This is a genomic window from Brevibacterium sanguinis, assembly GCF_003315415.1.
Taxonomy (GTDB): Bacteria; Actinomycetota; Actinomycetes; order Actinomycetales; family Brevibacteriaceae; genus Brevibacterium; species Brevibacterium celere_A.
In genome coordinates this window covers 123,378-145,778 of record NZ_QNSB01000007.1, presented here as the reverse complement: position 1 = coordinate 145,778, position 22,401 = coordinate 123,378, and the positions used below count along the sequence as shown (strand labels likewise).

The 22,401-nt window shown below is 68.2% G+C and carries 20 protein-coding genes and 4 tRNA genes; 5 read left to right on the top strand and 19 right to left on the bottom strand.

The features are described 5' to 3' along the window. The 8 genes from DFO65_RS11640 to DFO65_RS11605 all read right to left on the bottom strand — a co-directional run bounded on the left by DFO65_RS11640 (position 1) and on the right by DFO65_RS11605 (position 6,838). On the bottom strand, positions 1–2,175 hold the full coding sequence (locus DFO65_RS11640; protein WP_113904598.1) for an alpha/beta hydrolase family protein: 2,175 nt from the start codon (positions 2,173–2,175) through the stop codon (positions 1–3). Next, positions 2,172–2,780: an HIT family protein gene (locus DFO65_RS11635; RefSeq protein WP_113904597.1), complete on the bottom strand. Its 609-nt coding sequence runs from the start codon at positions 2,778–2,780 to the stop codon at positions 2,172–2,174. Before DFO65_RS11635 ends, DFO65_RS11640 begins: the two co-directional genes overlap by 4 nt. Further along, positions 2,777–4,783 carry a threonine--tRNA ligase gene (thrS, locus tag DFO65_RS11630; RefSeq protein WP_113904596.1) on the bottom strand — a complete coding sequence of 669 codons (2,007 nt, stop codon included), beginning with the start codon at positions 4,781–4,783 and terminating at the stop codon, positions 2,777–2,779. Before thrS ends, DFO65_RS11635 begins: the two co-directional genes overlap by 4 nt. Before the next feature lie 156 nt (positions 4,784–4,939). After that, positions 4,940–6,244, bottom strand: a complete 1,305-nt coding sequence (locus tag DFO65_RS11625) for a DUF4190 domain-containing protein (RefSeq protein WP_113904595.1) — start codon at positions 6,242–6,244, stop codon at positions 4,940–4,942. Positions 6,245–6,454: 210 nt separating this feature from the next. Beyond that, positions 6,455–6,526: transfer RNA gene (locus DFO65_RS11620), tRNA-Val, on the bottom strand. Positions 6,527–6,564: 38 nt separating this feature from the next. After that, positions 6,565–6,636 (bottom strand) — tRNA-Val (locus DFO65_RS11615). A gap of 32 nt (positions 6,637–6,668) precedes the next feature. Next, positions 6,669–6,739, bottom strand: a tRNA-Cys gene (locus DFO65_RS11610). Between the two features lie 26 nt (positions 6,740–6,765). Next, positions 6,766–6,838 (bottom strand) — tRNA-Gly (locus DFO65_RS11605). A 251-nt stretch (positions 6,839–7,089) separates the two neighbouring features. Between DFO65_RS11605 and DFO65_RS11600 the strand changes: the two genes are divergently transcribed. Next, positions 7,090–7,449, top strand: a complete 360-nt coding sequence (locus tag DFO65_RS11600) for a TIGR02611 family protein (protein ID WP_113904594.1) — start codon at positions 7,090–7,092, stop codon at positions 7,447–7,449. A 51-nt stretch (positions 7,450–7,500) separates the two neighbouring features. Here DFO65_RS11600 and zapE read toward each other — a convergent pair whose 3' ends face one another. The 8 genes from zapE to hrcA all read right to left on the bottom strand — a co-directional run bounded on the left by zapE (position 7,501) and on the right by hrcA (position 15,397). Further along, entirely contained in the window at positions 7,501–8,517 is a 1,017-nt protein-coding gene (zapE, locus tag DFO65_RS11595) for a cell division protein ZapE (protein ID WP_113904593.1), read from the bottom strand. Between the two features lie 72 nt (positions 8,518–8,589). Further along, the gene (gene era, locus DFO65_RS11590; RefSeq protein ID WP_113904592.1) at positions 8,590–9,525 is read right to left on the bottom strand and encodes a GTPase Era; all 936 of its coding nucleotides are present in this window, start codon (positions 9,523–9,525) and stop codon (positions 8,590–8,592) included. A 1-nt stretch (position 9,526) separates the two neighbouring features. Beyond that, entirely contained in the window at positions 9,527–10,780 is a 1,254-nt protein-coding gene (locus DFO65_RS11585; RefSeq protein ID WP_113904591.1) for a hemolysin family protein, read from the bottom strand. Between the two features lie 2 nt (positions 10,781–10,782). After that, a complete protein-coding gene (gene ybeY / locus DFO65_RS11580) occupies positions 10,783–11,271 on the bottom strand; it encodes an rRNA maturation RNase YbeY (protein ID WP_113904590.1) in 489 nt (162 codons plus the stop codon). Then, the gene (locus tag DFO65_RS11575; protein WP_245940661.1) at positions 11,268–12,272 is read right to left on the bottom strand and encodes a PhoH family protein; all 1,005 of its coding nucleotides are present in this window, start codon (positions 12,270–12,272) and stop codon (positions 11,268–11,270) included. Before DFO65_RS11575 ends, ybeY begins: the two co-directional genes overlap by 4 nt. Positions 12,273–12,434: 162 nt before the next feature. Beyond that, the gene (locus tag DFO65_RS11570) at positions 12,435–13,184 is read right to left on the bottom strand and encodes a 16S rRNA (uracil(1498)-N(3))-methyltransferase (protein WP_113904588.1); all 750 of its coding nucleotides are present in this window, start codon (positions 13,182–13,184) and stop codon (positions 12,435–12,437) included. Beyond that, a complete protein-coding gene (gene dnaJ / locus DFO65_RS11565; protein WP_113904587.1) occupies positions 13,181–14,293 on the bottom strand; it encodes a molecular chaperone DnaJ in 1,113 nt (370 codons plus the stop codon). Before dnaJ ends, DFO65_RS11570 begins: the two co-directional genes overlap by 4 nt. Before the next feature lie 60 nt (positions 14,294–14,353). Beyond that, positions 14,354–15,397: a heat-inducible transcriptional repressor HrcA gene (hrcA, locus tag DFO65_RS11560; RefSeq protein ID WP_113904674.1), complete on the bottom strand. Its 1,044-nt coding sequence runs from the start codon at positions 15,395–15,397 to the stop codon at positions 14,354–14,356. 197 nt (positions 15,398–15,594) lie between these two features. On the opposite strand from hrcA, the gene DFO65_RS11555 reads away from it, so the two are divergent. After that, a complete protein-coding gene (locus DFO65_RS11555) occupies positions 15,595–16,443 on the top strand; it encodes a DUF3097 family protein (RefSeq protein ID WP_113904586.1) in 849 nt (282 codons plus the stop codon). Positions 16,444–16,563: 120 nt separating this feature from the next. Continuing rightward, positions 16,564–17,430, top strand: a complete 867-nt coding sequence (locus tag DFO65_RS17395) for a DUF4870 domain-containing protein (RefSeq protein ID WP_113904585.1) — start codon at positions 16,564–16,566, stop codon at positions 17,428–17,430. Positions 17,431–17,659: 229 nt separating this feature from the next. Here DFO65_RS17395 and hemW read toward each other — a convergent pair whose 3' ends face one another. Both hemW and lepA read right to left on the bottom strand, forming a co-directional pair. Further along, the gene (hemW, locus tag DFO65_RS11545) at positions 17,660–18,892 is read right to left on the bottom strand and encodes a radical SAM family heme chaperone HemW (protein WP_113904584.1); all 1,233 of its coding nucleotides are present in this window, start codon (positions 18,890–18,892) and stop codon (positions 17,660–17,662) included. Next, positions 18,893–20,746 carry a translation elongation factor 4 gene (gene lepA / locus DFO65_RS11540; protein WP_147233345.1) on the bottom strand — a complete coding sequence of 618 codons (1,854 nt, stop codon included), beginning with the start codon at positions 20,744–20,746 and terminating at the stop codon, positions 18,893–18,895. Positions 20,747–20,843: 97 nt separating this feature from the next. Here lepA and DFO65_RS11535 point away from each other — a divergent pair, with 97 nt between their 5' ends. Continuing rightward, a complete protein-coding gene (locus DFO65_RS11535) occupies positions 20,844–21,611 on the top strand; it encodes an endonuclease/exonuclease/phosphatase family protein (protein ID WP_113904582.1) in 768 nt (255 codons plus the stop codon). Positions 21,612–21,622: 11 nt separating this feature from the next. After that, the gene (locus tag DFO65_RS11530) at positions 21,623–22,231 is read left to right on the top strand and encodes a type II toxin-antitoxin system PemK/MazF family toxin (protein WP_113904581.1); all 609 of its coding nucleotides are present in this window, start codon (positions 21,623–21,625) and stop codon (positions 22,229–22,231) included. Here the strand turns inward: DFO65_RS11530 and DFO65_RS11525 are convergent. Next, positions 22,203–22,397, bottom strand: coding sequence for a hypothetical protein (locus tag DFO65_RS11525; RefSeq protein WP_147233343.1), 195 nt, complete (start codon positions 22,395–22,397; stop codon positions 22,203–22,205). The two genes, DFO65_RS11530 and DFO65_RS11525, sit on opposite strands and share 29 nt — an antisense overlap. Positions 22,398–22,401: the final 4 nt, after the last annotated feature.

The window sequence follows — 22,401 nt, the reverse complement described above, 5'->3', positions numbered from 1 at the left end:
TCAGCGATCCGCTGAGGGCTGAGGTGCGGTTCCCGTCGATTCCGAGGACACGAGCGAGTCGATCTCATCGATGGCGTCCGCTCCCAGGGTTCCCCCGGGCAACGGCGTCGACTCGGCCGAGGCCGCGCCCGCATCCACAGACGAGGCCGCTCCCGCACCGGCCGATGCGATCGACGCCGCACCGGTTTCGGCAGGCTCGTCCACAGCCGGCTCGGGCCGATCTGCGGCGAGGTGGCGCTGCCACCACTCGAGGATCGCCTCGAAGCGCTGCCTGCGGTGGCGCGGCTGCCCCGAGCGGGAGAGCTCGTGGTTCTCCCCCGGGAAGATGAGCAGCTCGGTCGGCACGCCGGCCCGCTGCAGCGCCGCATAATACTGCTGCGCCTGTTCGAGCGGGCAGCGATGGTCGAGTTCGGAATGCATGACGAGCGTGGGAGTCCGGACGTCTCCGGCGTGCGCCAGCGGCGACTGCCGGTCGATGGCGGCGCGGTCCCGGGTCGTGTACTCCTCGGTGAAGTAGCGCCCGATGTCGGAGGTGCCGACGAAGCTGTCGGGGCTGAGGTATCCGCGCTCGACGATCGCAGCCCGGAAGCGATGATCGTGCGCGGTGATCATCGCCGTGAGGAATCCGCCGTAGGATCCGCCCTGCACGCCGAGGCGGGTCGGGTCGAGAGCGGAATGGTGGGCCAGGGCATGGTCGAGGACCGCGAGGACATCGGCCATCGCGGGTTCGGCCATGTTCCCCTGCACCGCTCGGCCCCAGGTGCGCGTGCGTCCTCCCGATCCCCGCGGATTCGCGTAGACCACGGCGAAGCCCGCCGAGGTGAGCACCTGGGTCTCGTCGAACCATCCGTGGGTGTGCTGCGCGAACGGTCCGCCGTGGATGTTGAGCACGACGGGGAAGGGCCCGTCGCCGGCAGGCGTCGCCAGCCACCCGGTGATCGTCCCGCCCTCGCCCTCGACCTTGAGGACCGTGGGCAGGACCGATGCGGTCGGAGCCGGGTGCTCCTGGAGCACGACGGAGCCGGAGCGGCCGTGCAGCGGGGTGCGCACGAGGACGGAGGGCTTGGTCGCCGTCACCGCCGTGCAGACCACGTCACGGCCGTCGACGGTGAAGCCGGTGACCACGGTGACCGGGTCGGTGACGAAGTCGAGAGCGGTCGCGGGCACCGCCTCGGCGTCGAGCGGAACGCGCACGACCCGTGCGGCCCCGTCGGTCTCGACGACGGCCACGACCGAGTCGACGGTGCCGCTGTGGGCGCTCGCGGTGATGGCCACCGGGGGGATCTGGGCCACGGCCACCGTCTCGGGGTCGGTCAGCCGCCTCGTCGTGCCCGAGCTCAGGGAGTGCAGGAAGAGTCCCGGCATCTGGGCGACGAAGTCGAGCTCGTGGTCGGTGAGATCTGAGGCGACGAGCAGGAGCGTCTCGTCGTCGATCCACCGGTGGAGCTTGACGCTCATTCGGGGCAGGTCGATCGGCCGCGGGGCGTCCATGCCGAGCAGCCAGACCGTCGTCGCGAGGCTCGGGCTGCCGGGGTCGGGCGTGACGTCGGCGATGACGCTGGTCAGGGCGCCGCTCGGCGAGAACTGCGGGTCGTGGACGTCGGAGTCGGGAGTGGCGAGCCTCGTCGAGTCCGGCACGACGCCGGACCCCTCGATGCCCGATCTGCCGAGCCCGGGATCGACGAGGTCGACGAGGAACGCCCGGGCCGGCCGGTCCCTCGTGTACCCGATCCCGTTGCTGAGGTAGGCCGAGGCCGTGATCCGTCGCGGCGCCTCCTCGGCGGCGGGGATGTCCGGATCCTCGCCGTAGCGTCCCCGCTCGCCGACGCGGGCCACGTAGAGGGCTCGCCCGGCCCGCCCGTCGAGGGCGAACTCGTTCACGCCGAGGTGCTGGTCGGTGATCCGATGCGCGGCTTCCAGGCTGGGCCCGACGCAGAGCTGGGCGGGCTCCCCGCGGCGTGCGCTGAGGTATCCGGCCCACTCACCCGCGAGGAGCGGGGCCGAGTCGTGCCAGCCGTGGCTGATCCGCACCGGCCGTTCCGCGGAGAACGAGTACAGCTGGGACAGGTAGCTGTTCGTCTCGAGGTCGGGTCGGGAGATCGCGATGACGACGTCGTCGTCGCGGACCACTGGGGATGTGTACTCGGCGAGGGAATCGAGGTCTTCGGGGTTCATCCGTTCCATTCCTTGGACAGCGCGGCCTGCACATCGGCGTGCACCTGCGGCAGAGCCTTGGTCTGCGCGACGATCGGCAGGAAGTTCGCGTCTCCGCCCCACCGGGGAACCACGTGCTGGTGGAGGTGAGCGGCGATGCCGGCGCCGGCCACTCCCCCCTGGTTCATACCGAGGTTGAAGCCGTGCGGGGAGGACACGGCGCGGATGACGCTCATCGCCTTCTGGGTGAAGCGGGCGAGTTCCATCGTCTCGCTGTCCGTCAGCTCGGTGTAGTCGGCGACGTGACGATACGGGCAGATGAGCAGGTGGCCCGGGTTGTACGGGTAGAGGTTGAGGACCGCGTACACCTCGTCGCCGCGAGCGACGATGAGGCCCTCGGCGTCGGACTTCGTCGGGGACGCGCAGAAGGGGCACTCGGCGATCCCCGAGTCCTTCGGCTTGTCCTGCCCGCCGATGTAGACCATCCGGTGCGGAGTCCACAGCCGCTGGAACCCGTCGGGCTCCCCCGGGTACCCGGCGGCGGCTTCGAAGTCGACGCCGTCCTCGACGAGGCGGTCCTGCGCATCCGCGTCAGGACCGGCCCCGGCACCGGTGCCAGGGGTCATACCTGGGCCTTCGTCTCGATCGCCGAGAGGATGCGGGCGATCGCCTCGTCGACGGGCACGCCGTTGTCCTGCTCACCGCTGCGGAACCGGAACGACACGGCGCCGGCGTCGCGGTCGTCGCCGCCGGCGATGAGGGTGAAGGGCACCTTCGACTTCGAGGCGTTGCGGATCTTCTTCGGGAACCGGTCGTCGCTGTCGTCGATCTCGACCCGCACACCGGCGGCCCTGAGCTTGGCGGCCACCTCGGCGAGATAGTCGTTGAACTCCTCGGCCACGGGGATGCAGGTGACCTGGACGGGCGAGAGCCAGACGGGGAACGCCCCGGCGTAGTGCTCCGTGAGGACGCCGAGGAACCGCTCGATCGACCCGAACTTCGCCGAGTGGATCATCACGGGCTGCTTCCGGGTGCCGTCCGAGGCCTGGTACTCCAGGCCGAAGCGCTCGGGCTGGTTGAAGTCGAGCTGGACAGTCGACATCTGCCAGGTCCGACCGATCGCGTCGCGGGCCTGGACGGAGACCTTGGGTCCGTAGAACGCGGCGCCGCCGGGGTCCGGGACGAGTTCGAGCCCCGTCTCCCGGGCCACGTCCTCGAGGACCTTGGTGGCCTCCGCCCACTGCTCGTCGGAGCCGATGAACTTGTCCTTCTTCTTCCCGTCCTCGTCACGGGTGGACAGCTCGAGGTAGAAGTCATCGAGCCCGAAGTCCCTCAGCAGGCTGAGCACGAAGCCCAGCAGATGCCGGATCTCGTTCGGGGCGTCCTCCTGGGTCACATAGGAATGCGAGTCGTCCTGGGTCAGGGCGCGGACACGGGTCAGCCCGTGCACGACCCCGGAGGCCTCGTTGCGGTACACGGTGCCGAACTCGAACAGCCGCAGCGGCAGTTCACGGTAGGAGCGCCCGCGGGACCGGTAGATGAGGTTGTGCATGGGGCAGTTCATCGCCTTGAGCCGATAGGCGGTGCCCTCCTTGACGATCTCACCGGACTCGTCACGCACTTCGTCGACGGCCAGGGCCGGAAACATGCTGTCGCCGTAGTACGGCAGGTGGCCCGAGGTGTAGTACAGGGACTCCTTCGAGATGTGCGGGGTGCCGACGTACTCGAAGCCCTCCTCGATGTGGCGGGCGCGGACGTAGTCCTCCATCTCCCGTTTGATGACTCCGCCCTTGGGATGGAACACGGGCAGACCGGAGCCGAGCTCCTCGGGGAACGAGAACAGGTCGAGCTCCGCACCGAGCTTGCGGTGGTCGCGGCGCTCCGCCTCGGCGATGCGGTCCTGGTAGGCCTTGAGATCGTCCTTCGACGCCCATGCGGTGCCGTAGACGCGCTGGAGGCTCGCGTTGGCCTGATCCCCGCGCCAGTAGGCCGCCGAGGAGCGGGTGATGGCGAATCCGTTGCCGATGAGCTTCGTGTTCGGCAGGTGGGGACCGCGGCACAGGTCCTGCCACACGACCTCGCCCTTGCGATCGACGTTCTCGTAGACGGTGAGCTCGCCGGCGCCGACCTCGACCGCCGCGGACTCGTCGTCCCCGGCGCCCTTGTCGGCGATGAGCTCGAGCTTGTACGGCTCGTCGGCCATCCGGCGACGCGCTTCGTCGTCGTCGACGACGACCCGGTTGAACGTCTGGCCGGACTTGACGATCTGCGCGGCCTTCTTCTGGATGGCCTTGAGGTCGTCCGGGGTGAAGGGCTCGGCCACGTCGAAGTCGTAGTAGTAGCCGTCGGTGATGTAGGGACCGATGCCGAGCTTCGTGCCCGGGAACAGCTCCTGGACGGCCTGCGCGGTGACGTGGGCGGCCGAGTGGCGGAGGATGTCGAGTCCTGCCGGGGAATCGATCGTGATGGGAGCGATCCGGTCGCCGGGGCGAAGTCCCCGGCTGAGGTCGGCCTGCTCGTCGTTGAGCCACATGGCAACGACCGTGCGGTCCGTGGAGAACACGTCGGTCCCGGTCAGACCCTCTTTCCAGGGGATGTTCTCGCCCGCGCAGTCAATGCCGTCTGCCACTGATTCTCTCCGATCGTTCACGTTGGGGTTGAGTCGCTCTTAGAGTCTAGTACCAAACCACTTGGGTGGCAGTCGACGACTGCCACCCAAGTGAGGTGTCGGTTCGAGCCCGGGATCAGGGCTGAGGGCGCGCCGCCGACCGGTGCGCCGAGGAGGTCAGGCGGCCTTGCTGAACTCGAATTCCGTGCCCTTGCCGAGGTCCTCGAACAGGGAGAACTTCAGATGGAGCTGATCGACCTCCGAGGCGGGGACGCCGAAGGCGAACTCGTAGGTCTTCTCGCCGCCGGCCGGCACGGGATCGGCGAAGGCGAGGATTCCCTGGTACTTGCTCCCGTCGAAGACGTCCTGATACGTCGCTCCGCTTCCGTTCTCCGCCTGAATGCTCGAGAGGGACAAATCAAGCTCTGAGCTGCTGTTGTTCTTGACCGTCATCGAGACGACGGCGACCTCGCCGTTGGTCGACTCGGCTCCGACAGCGTACTCATCGACGGTGCCGGAAGCGACGCTGACAGCAGCCGTCACGTCGGTGCCGATCTCCACCTCGCCGCCTTCGACGGGAGCCGGAGCCGCGTCGGTGCCGGAGGAGTCACCGGAGTCGGGCGACTCGAAGCCGGGCTGGGAGGGATCGACAGGGGCCGGGGCGGTGGGAGAGTAGCTGTCGATGGCCTTCGACCCCTCGTTGAAGACCCATGCGCCGAAGGCGATGTAGCCGATGAGGAAGACGATCGAGAGCAGGATCGCCACGCCGCTGAGGATGATGCCCCAGATGTTGAGGCCGCGGTTGGTGGCGAGGCCCTTCTTCACCGCACCGAGGCCGATGAAGCCGAAGATCAGGCCGGCGATGCCGAAGATCGCGCCGAAGATCGCCCACGACAGGACGATGCCGACGATGCCGCCGATGAGGGCGAGGATCCCCCAGATGTTCTTCGAGGTGTTCCCGCCCATGCTGCCGGGAGGGTAGGAGCCGTAGCCGGAATTCGGGTTGGCCGGGATGAACTGGTCGGATCCCCCGCCCGCGGCCGCGTAGGCCGGCTGCTGCGCGTACTGGTTCTGGTCGTATCCGCCCTGGCCCGATCCCCCGCCGTACTGGTGGGGATCGTACTGGTTCTGGCCGTACGAGCCTTGCCCGTATCCCTGCGAATCGCTCTGGCCGTAGGAGTCGCCCTGACCGCTCTGACCATAGGAGTCGTTCTGGCCGCCGTAGTTCGGCTGCGAGCCGTACTGGGGAGACGATCCGTACTGCGGCGCGGAGCCGTACTGCTGCGTCGGATCCTGGGACTGGTTCGACTCGTACGCGCGAGTCGGCTGGTCGGAGCTCCCGCCCGAGGTACCGTACTGCGGCTGCGACCCGCCATCGCCCTGACCTCCGTTGACGGGCGAGGAGCCGCTCGAGGACTGGTCGTTGGAGTTCTGATTCCCCGTGCCGCGGTTCGGCTCATAGGGATTCTGAGGAGTTGACATGAGGGCTCCGAAGTCTGTGGTGACGATTACTGTACCCAAGGGTACTAGCACCCGGCCCGGTTCGACCGTGCGGGCAGGGTTGCAGTTCTGAAACAGCTCGACGAGCGTGGCGCCCGCCCGGACTCCCGGGAACCCGCCTTGACGCGAATGTCGGGGCCGAGCAGCCGGTGAATGCACGGAACCCCGAGCGTCTGCCCGGGGTTCCCCATGTGCGCGATACTGGGATCGAACCAGTGACCTCTTCCGTGTCAGGGAAGCGCGCTACCGCTGCGCCAATCGCGCTCTATTCATTTGTTGCACCGGAACCACTGGGGTCCCTGTGCGCGATACTGGGATCGAACCAGTGACCTCTTCCGTGTGAAGGAAGCGCGCTACCGCTGCGCCAATCGCGCTGATTCCCGGCGGTGCCCCGTCGGGAGATCTGAGGTGGCGACGGGATTCGAACCCGTGTAAACGGCTTTGCAGGCCGCTGCCTCGCCTCTCGGCCACGCCACCGCCAAGGCAGTGCCATGACGCCTCCGAGCGGATGACGGGACTCGAACCCGCGACCCTCACCTTGGCAAGGTGATGCTCTACCAACTGAGCCACATCCGCGTTTCGCTGCCTGGTTTCCCCGGCAACGAGATATAACTCTATACGGAGGTCGGCTCATTGGCAAAATCGAAACGGAGTGATCGTGCTCACAGTCCCGGATCAAGCTTTCAGGCTGGTGGTCCACTATTGAATCCGTGAATGGAAGTCCCCGGAGACAGAGGCCGCGAGGGTGGCTCTCGCGCTCTCACAAGCACGGTCGCCGGCCTTGGCGTCAGCTTCGTCTGGCCTTCCTGCGGTGGCGGTCCCTCGTCATGGCCAAGCCCCATACGGCTCTGGCCTATCGGGTGGTCGTCGCGCTCCTGGGCGCGTTCGTCGTGCTCATCGGACTCGCCCTCGTCCCCCTGCCCGGCCCGGGGTGGCTCATCGTCATCATCGGCCTGTTCGTCATCTCGACCGAGTTCCATTGGGCCCGCCACGTGCTCCAGTTCGTGCGCACCAATGTGGAGAGATGGAGCCGGTGGATCATGGCGCAGCCGGTCTGGGTGCGCTGGACGGTGGGCGCGGTGACCCTCGCCTTCGTCGCGGTCGTCGTCTGGGCGGTGGTGCGCCTCATCGGGCTGCCGCACTGGGTGCCCGAGCTCGAGGTCCTGCGCCGGCTCGACCTCCAGTGAGCCCGCATTCGACGAGGTCTCGCCGGCGACCACCGCCTCCGCGGCGTCGGATCAGTCGGTCTTCGACGAGAGCGCGGTCAGGCGCGAGAGGCATCGCAGGTACTTCTTCCGGTAGCCGCCGGAGATCGCCTCGGGTGTGAAGACCTTGTCGAGGGCCTGCCCGGAGTTGACGATGCGGACATCGCGGTCGTAGAGCCGATCGACCAGCGCGACGAATCTCAGCGCCACGTTCTCTCCATCGATCGTCTCGACGTCCTCCCACACGGCGGCGTCGACGCCGTCGACCATCCGGCCGTAGCGCGAGGGGTGGACGGTCGCGAGATGCTCGAGCAGGATCGCGAAGTCGTCTCGGGCGACGACGCCCTCGAGATCCGCCGTGCGCTCGTCGAGCTGGTCGGCGGGAACGGGACGGGCGGGTTCGCTCAGCCCGCGGTGCCGGTAGTCCTGACCGTCGATCCGATAGACCTCGAACTGATCGGCCAGCGCCTGGATCTCGCGGAGGAAGTCCTGAGCGGCGAAGCGCCCTTCGCCGAGAGCGCCGGGAAGGGTGTTCGACGTCGCGATGATCTTCACCCCGGCGTCCGTGAGCTCGCGCATCAGCCGCGACATGAGGACGGTGTCTCCGGGATCGTCGAGTTCGAACTCGTCGATGCAGACGAGCTTCATCGCCGACAGGTCGTCGCGGGCGCGGGCGAAGCCGAGCGCCCCGACGAGGTTCGTGTACTCGACGAAGGTGCCGAAGGTCGCCGGCTTCTCGTTCGCATGCCAGGCGGAGGCGAGCAGGTGGGTCTTGCCGACACCGTAGCCGCCGTCGAGGTAGACGCCCTTCGGTCCCTCCTTGCCCTTGCCGAAGAGCTTGGAGAGGAAGCCTCCCGACCGCGAGTCCGCGACGAACTCCTCGAGCTTGTTCCGTGCCCTCGCCTGCGACGGTTCGGAGTCGTCGGTGCGATAGCTGGCGAAGGACACGTCCTCGAACTGCGGAGGCGGGACGAGTCCCGCGATGAGCTCGTCGGGGGCGACCTGGGGATGGCGGTCGCTGAGCGCGATCAGAGTCTGCTGAGCATTCACCCGCCCCAGTGTATTGCAGGCGCGGCGGAGCCGGGCAACCGCTCCCCGTGGCCCGCCGCCACGCCCGCCCGGTCAGCTGAAGTCGAAGCCCAGTCGGCCGAGCTGCTTGGGGTCGCGCTGCCAGTCCTTGGCGACTTTGACGTGCAGGTCGAGGTAGACCTTCGTCCCGAGCAGCGCCTCGATGCCGCGCCGGGACTCGGAGCCGATCTCCTTGAGCCGGCTGCCGCCCTTGCCGATGATGATCGCCTTCTGGCTCGGCCGCTCGACGTAGAGGTTGACGTGGATGTTCCACAGCGGATTGTCCTCGCTGCGCCCCTCCCGCGGGTACATCTCCTCGACCTGGACGGCCAGGGAGTGCGGGAGCTCGTCGCGCACGCCCTCGAGCGCCGCCTCGCGCACGAGCTCGGCGATCATCACCTCCTCGGGCTCATCGGTGAGGTCGCCCTCGGGATAGAGCGGCGGTGATGTGGGCAGGTAGGAGGTGAGCACCGTGTCGACCGTGTCGACCTGGAAGCCGTCGACGGCGGAGACGGGGACGACGTCGGCGAAGTCCGCGAGCTCGCCGACGGCCAGCAGCGCCTCGGCGACCTGCTCCTGGGGCACCTTGTCGACCTTCGTGACGAGGGCGACGATCGGGGTCCTCCCGTCGAGCAGCTCGAGCTGCGAGGCGATGCACCTGTCGCCGGGCCCGATGGCCTCATCGGCCGGCAGGCAGAACCCGATGACGTCGACCTCGCTGAGGGTGGCCGCGACGAGGTCGTTGAGCCTGGAGCCGAGCAGGGTCCGGGGCCGGTGCAGGCCGGGGGTGTCGACGAGGATGAGCTGGTGGTCGTCGCGGTGGACGATGCCGCGGATCGTGTGGCGGGTCGTCTGGGGCTTCGCCGAGGTGATCGCCACCTTCTCCCCCACGAGTGCGTTGGTCAGCGTCGACTTGCCGGTGTTCGGCCGACCCACGAAGCAGGCGAAGCCGGCTCGGAAGTCCTCGGGATAGTCCGTGCGAAATTCCATGTCAGTCCTCTTCCTTGGTCACTGAGACGTGGGTGATGCGGTGCCTGCGGCCCTGGCCCTCGAGCGCCGTGATGCGCAGCCGGCCGATCTCGGCCGTCGATCCGGCGATGGGCACCCGGCCGATGAGCGTCGTGAGCAGTCCTCCGACGCTGTTGACGTCGTCGACGTCGATGCGCACGTCGAAGTGGTCGGCGAAGTCGGTGATCGACATCCGGGTGTTGACGATGAAGCTGCCGTCGTCGGCGGCGACGAGCTCGTCGTCCGCGGTGTCGTACTCGTCCTCGATCTCCCCGACGATCTCCTCGACGATGTCCTCGATCGTCACCAGGCCGGCGGTGCCGCCGTACTCGTCGACGAGGATCGCCAGATGGGTCGAGTCGACCTGCATCTGGGCGAGCAGCTCGTCGGCGGGCTTCGTCTCGGGCACGAAGAGAACCGGGCGCGCGAGGATGTCGACGGGCCGCTCGGCGTCCTCGGGATGGACGTGGAGACGACGGGCGACGTCCTTGAGGTACGCCACGCCCTCGATGTCGTCGAGGTCCTCGCCGCTGATCGGGATCCGGGAGAAGCCCGACCGCAGGAACAGGTTCATCACCTTGTTGAGCGGCGTTCCGGAGATGACGGTGACGAGGTCTGTGCGCGGAACCATGACCTGCTTCGCCGAGGTCTCGGAGAGGGTGAACACGGACTGGATCATCTCGCGTTCGCCGTCCTCGATGACGTCCGATTCGCTCGCCCGCTCGACGAGATCGCGCAGCTGGTCGGAGGTGACGAACGGGCCGTCCTTGTACACCCGGTCCGGGGTGAGCAGGTTCCCCAGCCACACGAGGACCCGCGTCAGCGGTTTGAGGACGACGAGGAGGACGGACACGAACCAGCCGAGGTTGAGGCACACGGCCAGCGACCGCCGGCGTCCGATCGTCCGCGGCGAGACCCCGGCGACGATGAAGACGGCGATCGACGAGGTGAGCACGGAGAGGATGACCATGAGCGGTCCGACGGCGTGGACCGACGCATAGGCGAGGACGATGAGCACCGTGGCCATGGCCTCGAGGAAGAGCCGGACGAAGATGACGACGTTGATGTTCGTCGGGAGGTCGGCGATGATCCGCTCCACCCGCAGCGCTCCCGGTCTCCCCTCCTCCTTCGCCTCCTCGATCGCGTTGTGCGAGACGTTGAGCAGGGCGGCGTCGACCGCGGCCAGCGCCGCGGCGATGACGAGGCACAGGGCCGCGCCCAGGAACAGCCAGACCACGCTCAGACCTCGGTCGGCGAGGGGATGTCGGTGCGGCCGTCGTAGCGGGCGGCGAAGAACGTCAGGAGCAGATGCCGCTGGAGGGCGAACATCTCCTCGCGCTCCTCGGGCTCACCGTGGTCGTATCCGAGCAGGTGGAGGAAGCCGTGGACGGTGAGCAGGAGGATCTCGTCCATCGTCGAGTGCCCGGCGGCCGCGGCCTGGCGGGCGGCCACCTCGGGGCAGATGACGATGTCGCCCATCTGGCCCTCGGTCGGGGCATCCGCGCGCCCCTGGCTCAGCTGGTCCATCGGGAACGACATGACGTCGGTGGGTCCCTCGAGGTCCATCCACGTCAGGTGGAGCTCCTCCATCGCCGTGGCGTCGACCATCGTCACCGCGAGCTCGGCCCCCGGGTGCATGTGGAGGGCCGTGCCGAGGTACTCGGTGAGGGCGACGACCTCGTCGAGGTCGATGGGGGCGTCCGTTTCGTTGGAGATCTCGGTGTTCACTGCGCTGCTCCCCACAGGTCGTAGGCGTCGACGATCTTCGTCACCAGGGAGTGCCGGACCACGTCCTTGGAGCCGAGGTGGCAGAACCGGAGGTCCTCGATCCCGTCGAGGATCTCCTGGACGACCTTGAGTCCGCTGCGGGTGCTGCCGGGCAGATCGATCTGCGAGACGTCCCCGGTCACAACCATCCGCGAGCCGAAGCCGAGGCGCGTGAGGAACATCTTCATCTGCTCGCCGGTGGTGTTCTGGGCCTCGTCGAGGATGATGAAGGCGTCGTTGAGGGTGCGCCCGCGCATGTAGGCCAGGGGCGCGACCTCGATCGTCCCGGTCTCGATGAGGGTGGGGATCGACTCGGGGTCGACCATGTCGTGCAGGGCGTCGTAGAGGGGCCGGACGTACGGGTCGATCTTCTCGTTGAGCGTCCCGGGCAGGAATCCCAGGCGCTCGCCCGCCTCGACGGCGGGACGGGTGAGGATGATCCGCGAGACCTCCTTGTGCTGGAGGGCGTTGACGGCCATCGCCATGGCCAGGTACGTCTTGCCGGTGCCCGCGGGACCGATGCCGAAGGTGATCGTGTGGTTGCGGATCGCCTTGACATAGTCGTGCTGGCCCATGGTCTTCGGACGGATCGACCTGCCCCGGGTGGAGAGGATGTTCGTCCCCAGCACCGCCGAGGCGGCCTTGCCCTCGGCGGAGAACGACGAGACGCGCTCGATCGTCTCCTCGTCGATGCGGTGCCCGGATCCGTGGAGCTTCTTCAGCTCGCCGATGAGGGCGACGAAGCGGGCGACCTCCTCGGGGTGGCCGCTGACCTGGACCTGATTGGCACGCACGTGCAGATCGAGCCCCGGGAACACCCGTTCGAGCTGGCGGACGTTGGACTCGCCCGGGCCGAAGAACTCGACGAGGTCGATGGAGTCGGGGATGACCAGCCGCACGGTGTCGCTGTCGGCACCGTGCGGGGAGGCGGCCGCGCCGGTGCCCGGGGCGGCGTCGCTCACTGCTGCGTCAGTCGTCGGCGTCTCGGAGTCGGTGGGGTGGGAGGAGGTGTTCAGGATGGTCCTTTGCGTATCGGTTGCTCACGTGTGCCTGCCACTATCCTACTTCGTCGCGGCTCCCGTCGCGGGGCGTCCTCCACACCGGTGGGACAGGGGTTGTCGCCGTCACCATCGGCCCAGCGCGCACTGGGCCATGACGAGACCGGCCGGGCCGGCCGAGGAGGACCGGAGGATCGTCGGGCCCAGCAGGACGGGAGTCGCCCCGACGGCGCTCAGCGCTGCGAGCTCTGCCTCGGAGATCCCGCCCTCGGGTCCGACGACGAGGACGACGCGTCCGGACTGTCCGTCGCGGACATCGGCCACCGCCTCGGAGAGCCTGGTCCCGGCGGACTCGTGGAGCACGAAGATGCGATCGGTCTCGGTCAGGACGGCCAGGAGGCGAGTGCCGCGGACGAGTCCGTGGAGGATCGGGAATCGGGACCGGCGGGCCTGGAGGGAGGCGGCTCGCAGCAGGTTCTCCCATTTCGTGGCCATCTTGTCCCGCTTCTTCTCGGGCCAGTCCGCGATCGAGCGCTCCGCCGCCCAGGGGACGACCTCGTCGACGCCGATCTCCGTCGCCTGCTCGATCGCCTGGAGGTCGCGATCGCCCTTGGCCAGCGCCTGGACGAGCACGAGGGCCGGCGTCGACGGCGGGGTGCGGGTCACCGCGGTGACCTCGACGCTGAGCTCGTGCGCCGACGCGGCGGCGATCCTCGCCCGGGCCCGGGCGCCCTCTCCGTCGACGAGGTCGAGCTCCTCACCGGGAGAGAGCCGGCGGACCCGCACTGCGTGCCCGGCCACATCCTCACCGAGGACGAGGCTGTCGCCGACCTCGGCACGGGCGGCCTCAGCGGCGAGGAAGACGGGAAGGCTCACCGCCCGGCGAACTTCTCACGCATGCGGGAGAACATTCCGCGGTTCTGCGAGGTGATCTGCGCGCGCGGGGTCTCCTCGCCGCGCAGCTTCGCGAGCTGGACGAGCAGCTCCCGCTCCTCGTCGCCGAGGTGCTCGGGGGTGAGGACCTCGACGGTGATGAGGAGGTCGCCGCGGGTCTCCGAGCGCAGGCGCTTGGCGCCGAGTCCGGCGAGCTTGACGACGGTTCCCGACTGGGTTCCGGGCTCGATCGTGATGTCCTGGGAGCCGTCGAAGGTCTCGAACGGGATCGAGGCACCGAGGGCCGCGGCGGTCATCGGCACGGAGATCGATGCCCGCAGGTTGTCGCCGTCTCGCTGGAACACCTCGTGCCGGGCGACCATGACCTCGACGAAGAGGTCGCCGGCCGGACCGCCGCCGGGTCCGACCTCACCCTGGGAGGAGAGCTGGATCCGGGTGCCGTCGGAGACGCCTGCGGGCACACGGATCTTCATCGTCCGCTGCTTGCGGACGCGACCGTCGCCCTGACAGTTGAGGCAGGGGTGCGGGATGACGGTCCCGAAGCCGTGGCAGTTGTTGCAGGTCTGGTTGGTCACCATCTGCCCGAGCAGGGTGCGCGTCATCCGCTGGATGCTGCCGGAGCCGTGGCACAGCGAGCACGTCTCGACCGACGTGCCCTCCTGGGTGCCGGCGCCGGAGCAGGTGTCGCAGACGACCGCGGTCGTGACGTCGAGGTCGACGGTGCCGCCGAAGGCCGCGGTCCTCAGGTCGACGTTGACGCCGACGAGGGCGTCCTTGCCCCGCTGCACGCGTGGGATCGGTCCGCCCGCGGAGCCGGCTCCACCGCCGAAGAACGTCTCGAAGATGTCCCCGAACCCGCCGAAGCCGCCGGAGGGGAAGCCCTGCCCGTTCTCTCCGCCGCCCATGTCGTAGTTGCGCCGCTTCTCCGGATCGGAGAGGACGTCGTACGCGAGGGAGATGGCCTTGAACTCGTCTCCGTGCCCCGGGTTGACGTCGGGGTGGTACTTCCTGGCCAGCTTCAGATAGGCCTTCTTGATTTCAGCCGCCGAAGCGTCCTTGGACACTCCGAGTGTTTCATAGTGATCGGCCACAGAAACTTCTCTCTCCCTGATGGTGTGGATGGTTCACGTGCAGTGGGGATTCGCCGGTCCTCATGATCGCTCGAGCGCCGAGGACACGTACTTCGCGACGGCTCTGACTGCGGAGATGGTCATCGGGTAGTCCATTCGGGTCGGCCCGAGCACGGCCAACCGGGCCGAGGACCCCGACTCCTGACCATATTCCGCGGCGACGAGCGATGTCGAGCTGAACGACTCGTGAGAGTTCTCACGGCCGATGCGGACACTGATCTCCGCCTGGTCCTCGGCCATGGAGGTGAGCAGACGCAGCAGGACGACCTGCTCCTCGAAGGCCTCGAGGATGGGGGCCATCTTCTCCCCGAACTCCTTGCCCGATCGGGCGAGGTTCGCGGTGCCGGCCATGATGATGCGCTCCTCGCGGGACGCCGCGACGAGATCCGCGACCGCGGCACGGATGCTCGCGAGCACCTCGGCGAGGGGTGAGTCCGGTGCCGACGATTCCGAATCCTCGGTCGCCTCGCGGTCGGGGTGGTCGGCCATGACGTGGGAGAGCTTACGTCCGGAGAACTCGGAGTTGATCCGGTCGCGGACGGTGTGCAGCTCCTCCTCGTCGACGGACCGGCTGGTCGCGACGATCTTCTGCTCGACCTGTCCCGCGTCGGTGATGAGGACGACGAGGATCCGGCTCGGGGCCAGACCGACGACCTCGATGTGCTTGATCCGCGCCATCGACACGGACGGGTACTGGATGAGCGCGACCTGGTGAGTGAGTCCCGCGAGGACGCGCACGGTGCGTTCGAGCATGTCGTCGAGGTCGACGTTGCGGTCGATGAGCTGGGAGATCGCGCGCCGCTCGGCCTGGCTCAGCGGTTTGAACTCCTCGAGGTGGTCGACGAACGTGCGGTACCCGAGGTCCGTGGGGATGCGCCCGGCCGAGGTGTGCGGCTGGGCGATGTAGCCCTCCTGCTCGAGGGCGGCCATGTCGTTGCGGATCGTCGCGGGTGAGACTCCGAGGGTGTGGCGCTGGACGATCGCCTTCGAGCCGACGGGTTCGTTGGTGGCCACGAAGTCCTCGACGATCGCGCGCAGCACCTGCGCACGTCTGCTCTCGTTCATCTCATCCCTCCCCGCCCTGACGATCGTCCGGACCGACAGCCGCGGTCCGGCATCTGCGGTCTCGCACGGACGCTCACGGTCTGGCACTCGCGAATCCTGAGTGCCAATTCTACTCCCCTTCGATTCCGATTTCACTTTGGCCGGTCCCCAGCGGGTCAGCGCCGGACAGGCTCGTCCCTTCGTTAGGGTGAGCCGTTGTGAATACCTTTGATCGCTATGGATCCGATGTGCTCTCGCCCTCGTCCCACCGCCCGAAGAAGTCCGAACCCGTCGAGCTCGCCCTCGGGATGGTGCTCGAGGATGCCATGAGCGGGTACGTGGGCGCTGTCGTCGGTGCGCAGAAGACGACCGCGGGAGTCATCGTCAACCTCGAGGACCGCCGCGGCTCGGTCCGCGCGTTCCCCCTGGGCCCCGGCTTCCTCCTCGAGGGCCGTCCGGTCGACGTGCGGCTGCCGACGAAGAGGAAGGCGGCACCGCAGCGCACGGCCTCGGGGTCACGGGCGGTGGCCGGGGCCCGGGCGAGAGTGGCGCGCGGTTCACGCATCTGGGTCGAGGGCAAGCACGACGCCGAGCTCGTCGAGAAGATCTGGGGCGACGACCTGAGGATCGAGGGAGTCGTCGTCGAGCCCCTCGGCGGGCTCGACGACGTCGGCGAGAAGCTTGCCGAGTTCGCCCCGGACAGGGAGCACCGGGTCGGGATCCTCGCCGACCACCTCGTCGCGGGGACGAAGGAGTCGAGGATCGCCGAGGCGGTCCGCGCCGACCCCCGTCATCGCGATGTCGTCCATATCATCGGCCACCCCTACGTCGACATCTGGCAGGCGGTCAAGCCGCAGGTCGTCGGGATCGATCGCTGGCCCGAAGTGCCGCGCGGCGAGGACTGGAAGACCGGTGTCCTGCGGCGGATCGGCTGGCCCCATGGCGACCACCGTGACGTCGCCCGGGCATGGGCCCGGATCCTCGGGCGGGTCACCACGATCGCCGATGTCGAGCCGACCCTGTCGGGACGGGTCGAGGAGCTCATCGACTTCGTCACGGTCGATTGAGCCGGCCTCCTCGTGACCCTTCGGGCACAGAGGACTTGTGACCGTATCGGCACGGAGAACATGGCCCGCGTCGTCACGAGTGGGCTAATGTGAATGTGCAGAAGCTCTGAAAGGAACCTCATGTCACAGAACCCCCAGCATCCGGGCTCCGGCCAGTCCCGTCCGATGCCGCCCAACTACTCTCAGGCTTCTGGACCCCAGCAGCCCTATGCGAACGGCCAGCAGGCCAACGGCCCCCAGCAGTACGGCTCGCAGCCGCAGTACGGCTCGCAGCCGAACAGCGGCTCGCAGCAGTACGGCTCGGGGCCCCAGTACGGACAGCCGGGGCAGCAGTACGGCTCGCAACAGCAGTACGGCTCCCAGCAGCAGTACGGACAGCAGCAGGGACACGGCTCCCAGCCCGGTCAGCAGCCCGGCTACGGCTCCCAGCCCGACTACGGTGCGAGTCAGCAGTACGGGTCGGGGCCCCAGTACGGACAGCCGGGACAGCAGTACGGCTCGCAGCAGCAGTACCAGGGCGCGCAGAACTACGGGATCCACGCCGGCACGGGGTGGGCCGATCCTGCGCTGTTCAATTCCCAGGCGCTGCCCGCGCACGCCTACGGCGCCGGCTCGGCGCAGTTCTGGAACGCCGGCGAGTCCGAGCGGACGACTGCCCTGTGGACGCATGTCGGCGCGATCTTCATCGGCTTCCTCCCGCTCATCATGTTCCTCGTGAAGAAGGACGAATCGCCCTTCGTCCGTGAGCACACCCGGCAGGGGCTCAACGCCTGGATCACGAACATGATCATCACGTTCGCAGCCTCCGTGGTGCTCGGGATCATCGCGGTGATCGTCGCCCTCGTCACCTTCGGGCTGGGGGTGTTCATCGTCTACCTGGCGTTCCTCATCCCCCTCGTCTACGCCATCCTCTACATCATCGCCGCGGTCGCCGCGAACAAGGGAGAGGGCTACAAGTTCCCGATGACCTTCAACTTCGTCAAGTGACCTCGGCTGCCTCGGAGTGACCCCGGCTCCCGCGAGGAGCACACGTGACGACAGCGCCCCTCGGGCTCGGACGGTTACCGAGACCGAGGGGCGCTGTGCTGCCCGCGGCGCGATCGTCAGCGCCCCGCCGAGTGGGGGGTCCTGGTCCGGCGACCGGCCGGGGTTCCCGGTCCGACGATCGGTCGGGGTTCGCGCTCCGCGGACCGGCCGGGGTGCTCGGACCCGGCGGTCAGGCGACGTAGTCGGTGAGGACGCGGACCATGTGGTCAGCGAGCAGCCTGCCCTGCAGGGTGGGCGAGAACCGTCCGTCCGCGGCGGCCGCGGGGTCGAGCAGTCCCTGGGAGAGGAACTGGCGGATCGCGGCCTCGCTGCCCGGCGCCAGGGTCTCGAGCCTGAGCTCCGAGTCGATGCGCGCGGCGAGCATGATGCGCTCGATCTCCTGGGTCGTCTCCCCCAGCACCTCACGGCCGATCGCCGGCGAGCTGCCCGCGAGCAGCCGGTCCGCCCAGGCACGGGGGTGTTTGGCGTTCCAGAATCGGACTCCGCCGATGTGCGAATGGGCTCCCGGGCCGAAGCCCCACCAGTCGGCGTTGCGCCAGTAGGCCATGTTGTGCTCGCAGCGGGTCTGCGCCGAGGTCGACCAGTTGCTCACTTCGTACCAGGTCAGCCCCGCGGCGGTCATCGCGGCGTCGGCGATCTCGTACTTGTCCGCCAGATCGTCCTCGTCGGGCATCGGCAGCTGTCCACGGCGGACCATCGCGCCCATCTTGGTCCCCGGTTCGACGATGAGTGAGTAGGCGGAGATGTGGTCGACCTCGTTGTCCAGCGCCACCTCGAGGGACCGGTGCCAGTCGTCGATCGACTCCCCCGGCGTGCCGTAGATGAGGTCGAGGCTGAGCTCCAGACCGGCCTCCTTGATCCACCGCGAGACCTCCGGGATCTTCACCGGATCGTGGGTCCGGTCGAGGGTCGCGAGCACATGGGGGACCGCCGACTGCATCCCCAGGGAGATGCGGGTGAAGCCGGACCGGGCCAGGGTCTCGATGTATCCGGGGGTGAGCGTGTCCGGGTTCGCCTCGGTCGTCACCTCGACGTCGGCCGTCAGGCGGTGGCGGGCCCGGATGTCGTCCATGACCCCGGCGAGCACATCCGCGTCGAGGAGGGTGGGCGTGCCTCCGCCGAAGAAGACCGTCGCGATCTCACGATTCCCGGCCCCCACCTCGGCGAGGGTGCGAACGGAGAGATCGAGCTCACGGGCGAGGTTGGCGCGGTAGTCCTCCCGCGAGGCGCCGGGGCCGAGGTCCTCGGCGGTGTACGTGTTGAAGTCGCAGTAGCCGCAGCGGACCCGGCAGTACGGGACGTGGATGTAGAGGCTCAGGCTCCGCTCGTGAGCCCCCGCACCGGCAGAGGCCGGGAGGGAGCCGTCGAGCGGAGGGATGTCTCCGTCGGGTTGGGCCGGCACCTACTTCTTGGCGTCCTTCTTCGCATCGGGCTCGTCAGAGGACAGGGCGGCGATGAAGGCCTCCTGCGGAACCTCCACGCTGCCGACCATCTTCATCCTCTTCTTGCCCTCCTTCTGCTTCTCGAGCAGCTTGCGCTTGCGGCTGATGTCGCCGCCGTAGCACTTGGAGAGCACGTCCTTGCGGATCGCGCGGATGGTCTCGCGGGCGATGATGCGGGAGCCGATCGCGGCCTGGATCGGCACCTCGAACTGCTGGCGCGGGATGAGCTTGCGCAGCTTGCCCGCCATGAGCACGCCGTAGGAGTACGCGTTGTCGCGGTGGACGATCGCGGAGAACGCGTCGACAGTGTCGCCGTGGAGGAGGATGTCGACCTTGACGAGGTCCGCGGCGTCCTGACCGTCGTCCTGGTAGTCGAGAGAGGCGTAGCCCTTGGTCCGGGACTTGAGCTGGTCGAAGAAGTCGAAGACGATCTCGGCCAGCGGCAGGCGGTAGCGGATCTCCACCCGGTCCGAGGACAGGTAGTCCATGCCCTGGAGCTTGCCGCGCTTCGTCTGGCACAGCTCCATGACCGCGCCGATGTAGTCGCTCGGGGTGAGGATCGTGGCCTTGACCATCGGCTCGCGGACCTCCCGGATCTTGCCCATGGGGTACTCGCTCGGGTTGGTCACCGTGACCTCCGAGCGATCCTCCATCGTCACCTCGTAGATCACCGAGGGTGCGGTGGAGATGAGGTCGAGGTCGAACTCGCGTTCGAGCCGCTCGCGGACGATCTCGAGGTGGAGCAGGCCGAGGAATCCACAGCGGAAGCCGAAGCCGAGCGCCGTCGAGGTCTCGGGTTCGTAGACGAGGGCGGCGTCGTTGAGCTTGAGCTTGTCGAGGGCGTCGCGCAGGACCGGGTAGTCCGAACCGTCGATGGGGAACAGTCCGGAGAAGACCATCGGCTTCGGCTCCTGATACCCGGGCAGCGCCTGCGTCGCGGGCCGCCCGGCCAGGGTCACGGTGTCGCCGACCTTGGACTGGCGGACGTCCTTGACCCCGGTGATGAGGTAGCCCACCTCGCCGACCCCGAGGCCCTTGGAGGCGTTCGGCTCCGGTGAGGACACGCCGATCTCGAGGAGCTCATGCGTCGTGCCGGTCGACATCATCGCGATCTTCTCGCGCGGGGCCAGTGCCCCGTCGACGAGGCGCACGTAGGTGACGACGCCGCGGTAGGTGTCGTAGACGGAGTCGAAGATCATCGCGCGGGCGGGGGCCCCGGCGTCGCCGACGGGGGCCGGGATGTCGGTGATGATGCGGTCGAGGACCGCCTCGACGCCCTCCCCCGTCTTCCCGGACACGCGGAGGCAGTCGTCGGGCTCACAGCCGATGAGGTTCGCGAGCTCCTCGGCGTACTTGTCGGGCTGGGCCGCGGGCAGGTCGATCTTGTTGAGCACGGGGATGATCGTCAGCTCGTTCTCCATGGCCATGTAGAGATTGGCCAGGGTCTGGGCTTCGATGCCCTGCGCGGCGTCGACGAGCAGCAGGGTGCCCTCGCAGGCGGCGAGCGACCGGGAGACCTCGTAGCTGAAGTCGACGTGCCCGGGGGTGTCGATCATGTTGAGCGCGTAGGGGGTGCCATCGGTCTCCCAGGGCATGCGCACGGCCTGGGACTTGATGGTGATGCCGCGTTCACGTTCGATGTCCATCCGGTCGAGGTACTGGGCGCGCATGTCGCGCGGCTGGACGACTCCGGTGATCTGGAGCATCCGGTCGGCCAGTGTCGACTTGCCGTGGTCGATATGAGCGATGATGCAGAAATTGCGGATCAGCTCGGGTGAGGTGGCGGACGGTGAGATCCGCTGCAGTGCTTGCATATTCACCTGAGGTGACATGGACGCCCTTTCGACTTGAGACCAGAACCTCCATTGTTCCATGAGTTGCCAACCAGCCCGGAATCCGCAGGATGGGGACATGAGCGAATTCTCCGTCATGAGCTTCAACCTCAGGTACCCCGCCGCCGATGGTCATCCGGTCGCCACGCGGCTGCCGATCGCCGCCGAGCTCATCGCCGCCGCGCACCCCCATCTCATCGGCACCCAGGAGGGAGAGCTCGATCAGCTGGAGTCGCTCATCGAGCTCCTCCCCGCTGAGTACATCTGGCTCGGGGAGGGTCATGCGGGCGGCAATGCCGGTGAGTTCACCGCCGTGATCGCCGACTCCTCCCGGTTCGAGGTCGAGGCCGTCGACATCTCCTGGCTCTCGGAGTCCCCCGAGACGGTCGCCTCGGAGTCGTGGGGCGTCTCCCACGCCCGCACCCTGACCACGGTCGACTTCACCGACCTCATCACCGGTCATGGGGTGCGACTGCTCAACACCCACCTCGACCACAAGTCCGAGCACGCCCGGCTGGAGTCCGGGAAGATCATGGCCGCGAAGATCGCCGAGGCGAGCGACCGTCTCGTCGTCACGGGCGACTTCAACGTCGCCACGGGCTCCCCCGTGTACGACCTCTTCTGCACGGAGCTCGGGCTGCGGGATTCGGCCGTCGACGCCCCGGGTGAGGACATCGGAACCTTCCACCGTTACCGCGGTCCGCGGGCCGGCGCCCCCCGCATCGACTGGATCCTCACTGGCCCGGGACTCCGGGCGCGCTCCACTCGGATCAACACGCACTCGGACGACGGCGACTTCCCCTCCGACCATTTCCCGGTCGAGGCGGTTCTCGACTACGTCGATTAGGCTTGGCGCCCATGAGCTGGAGATCAGTGGTCAACCGTGCCGTCAGGATCGGCATCGATGAAGGACTGAAGTTCCTCAGGGAATCGCAGTCGAAGGACAAGCAGGGACGAGGACCGGGACCGCGCGACGACCGGCGCCCACCGCGACCGACGTCCCCCGGCCGCCCCTCGCCTGCCGACCGGGCGGGCGACGGGCGCGGACGATCGGCCTCGGCCGGCTATCCCGGTGACTTCCCTGGAGAGGTCCGCGCCACCTACTCTCCCCGGCTCGACGGGGACGCCGACCCGGGCGAGGTCGTCTGGGGGTGGGTCCCCTACGAGGAGGACCACAGCCGGGGCAAGGATCGCCCCGCTCTGATCGTCGGCAGGGACGGTCGGTGGGTTCTCGCGCTCATGCTCACGAGCAGGGACCACGTGCCCGGCGGCCTCGGGGAGATCCATTCCGAGGGCCGTTCGCGGTGGATGAACGTCGGCAGCGGAGCCTGGGACAGCCAGGGCCGACCCTCCGAGGTGCGTCTCGACCGCGTGATCCGGCTGGACCCGAATGAGATCCGCAGGGAGGGCGCGATCATGGACCGCGAGGTGTTCGACCTCATCGCGAAGAGCCTCGGCGGGCGCTGAACGCGGCCAGGGCGACGACGATCGCGAGGCCGATCGGGATGAGGATGTGCCAGCCGGCGAACGGCACGGTGACGACGAGGAACCCCAGGGCGATCCCGGCGACGAGGCGAGCGCGGCCGGAGAACAGGCGCACGGCGGCGGCGGTGCCGATGAGGTAGGTGGTCATCACG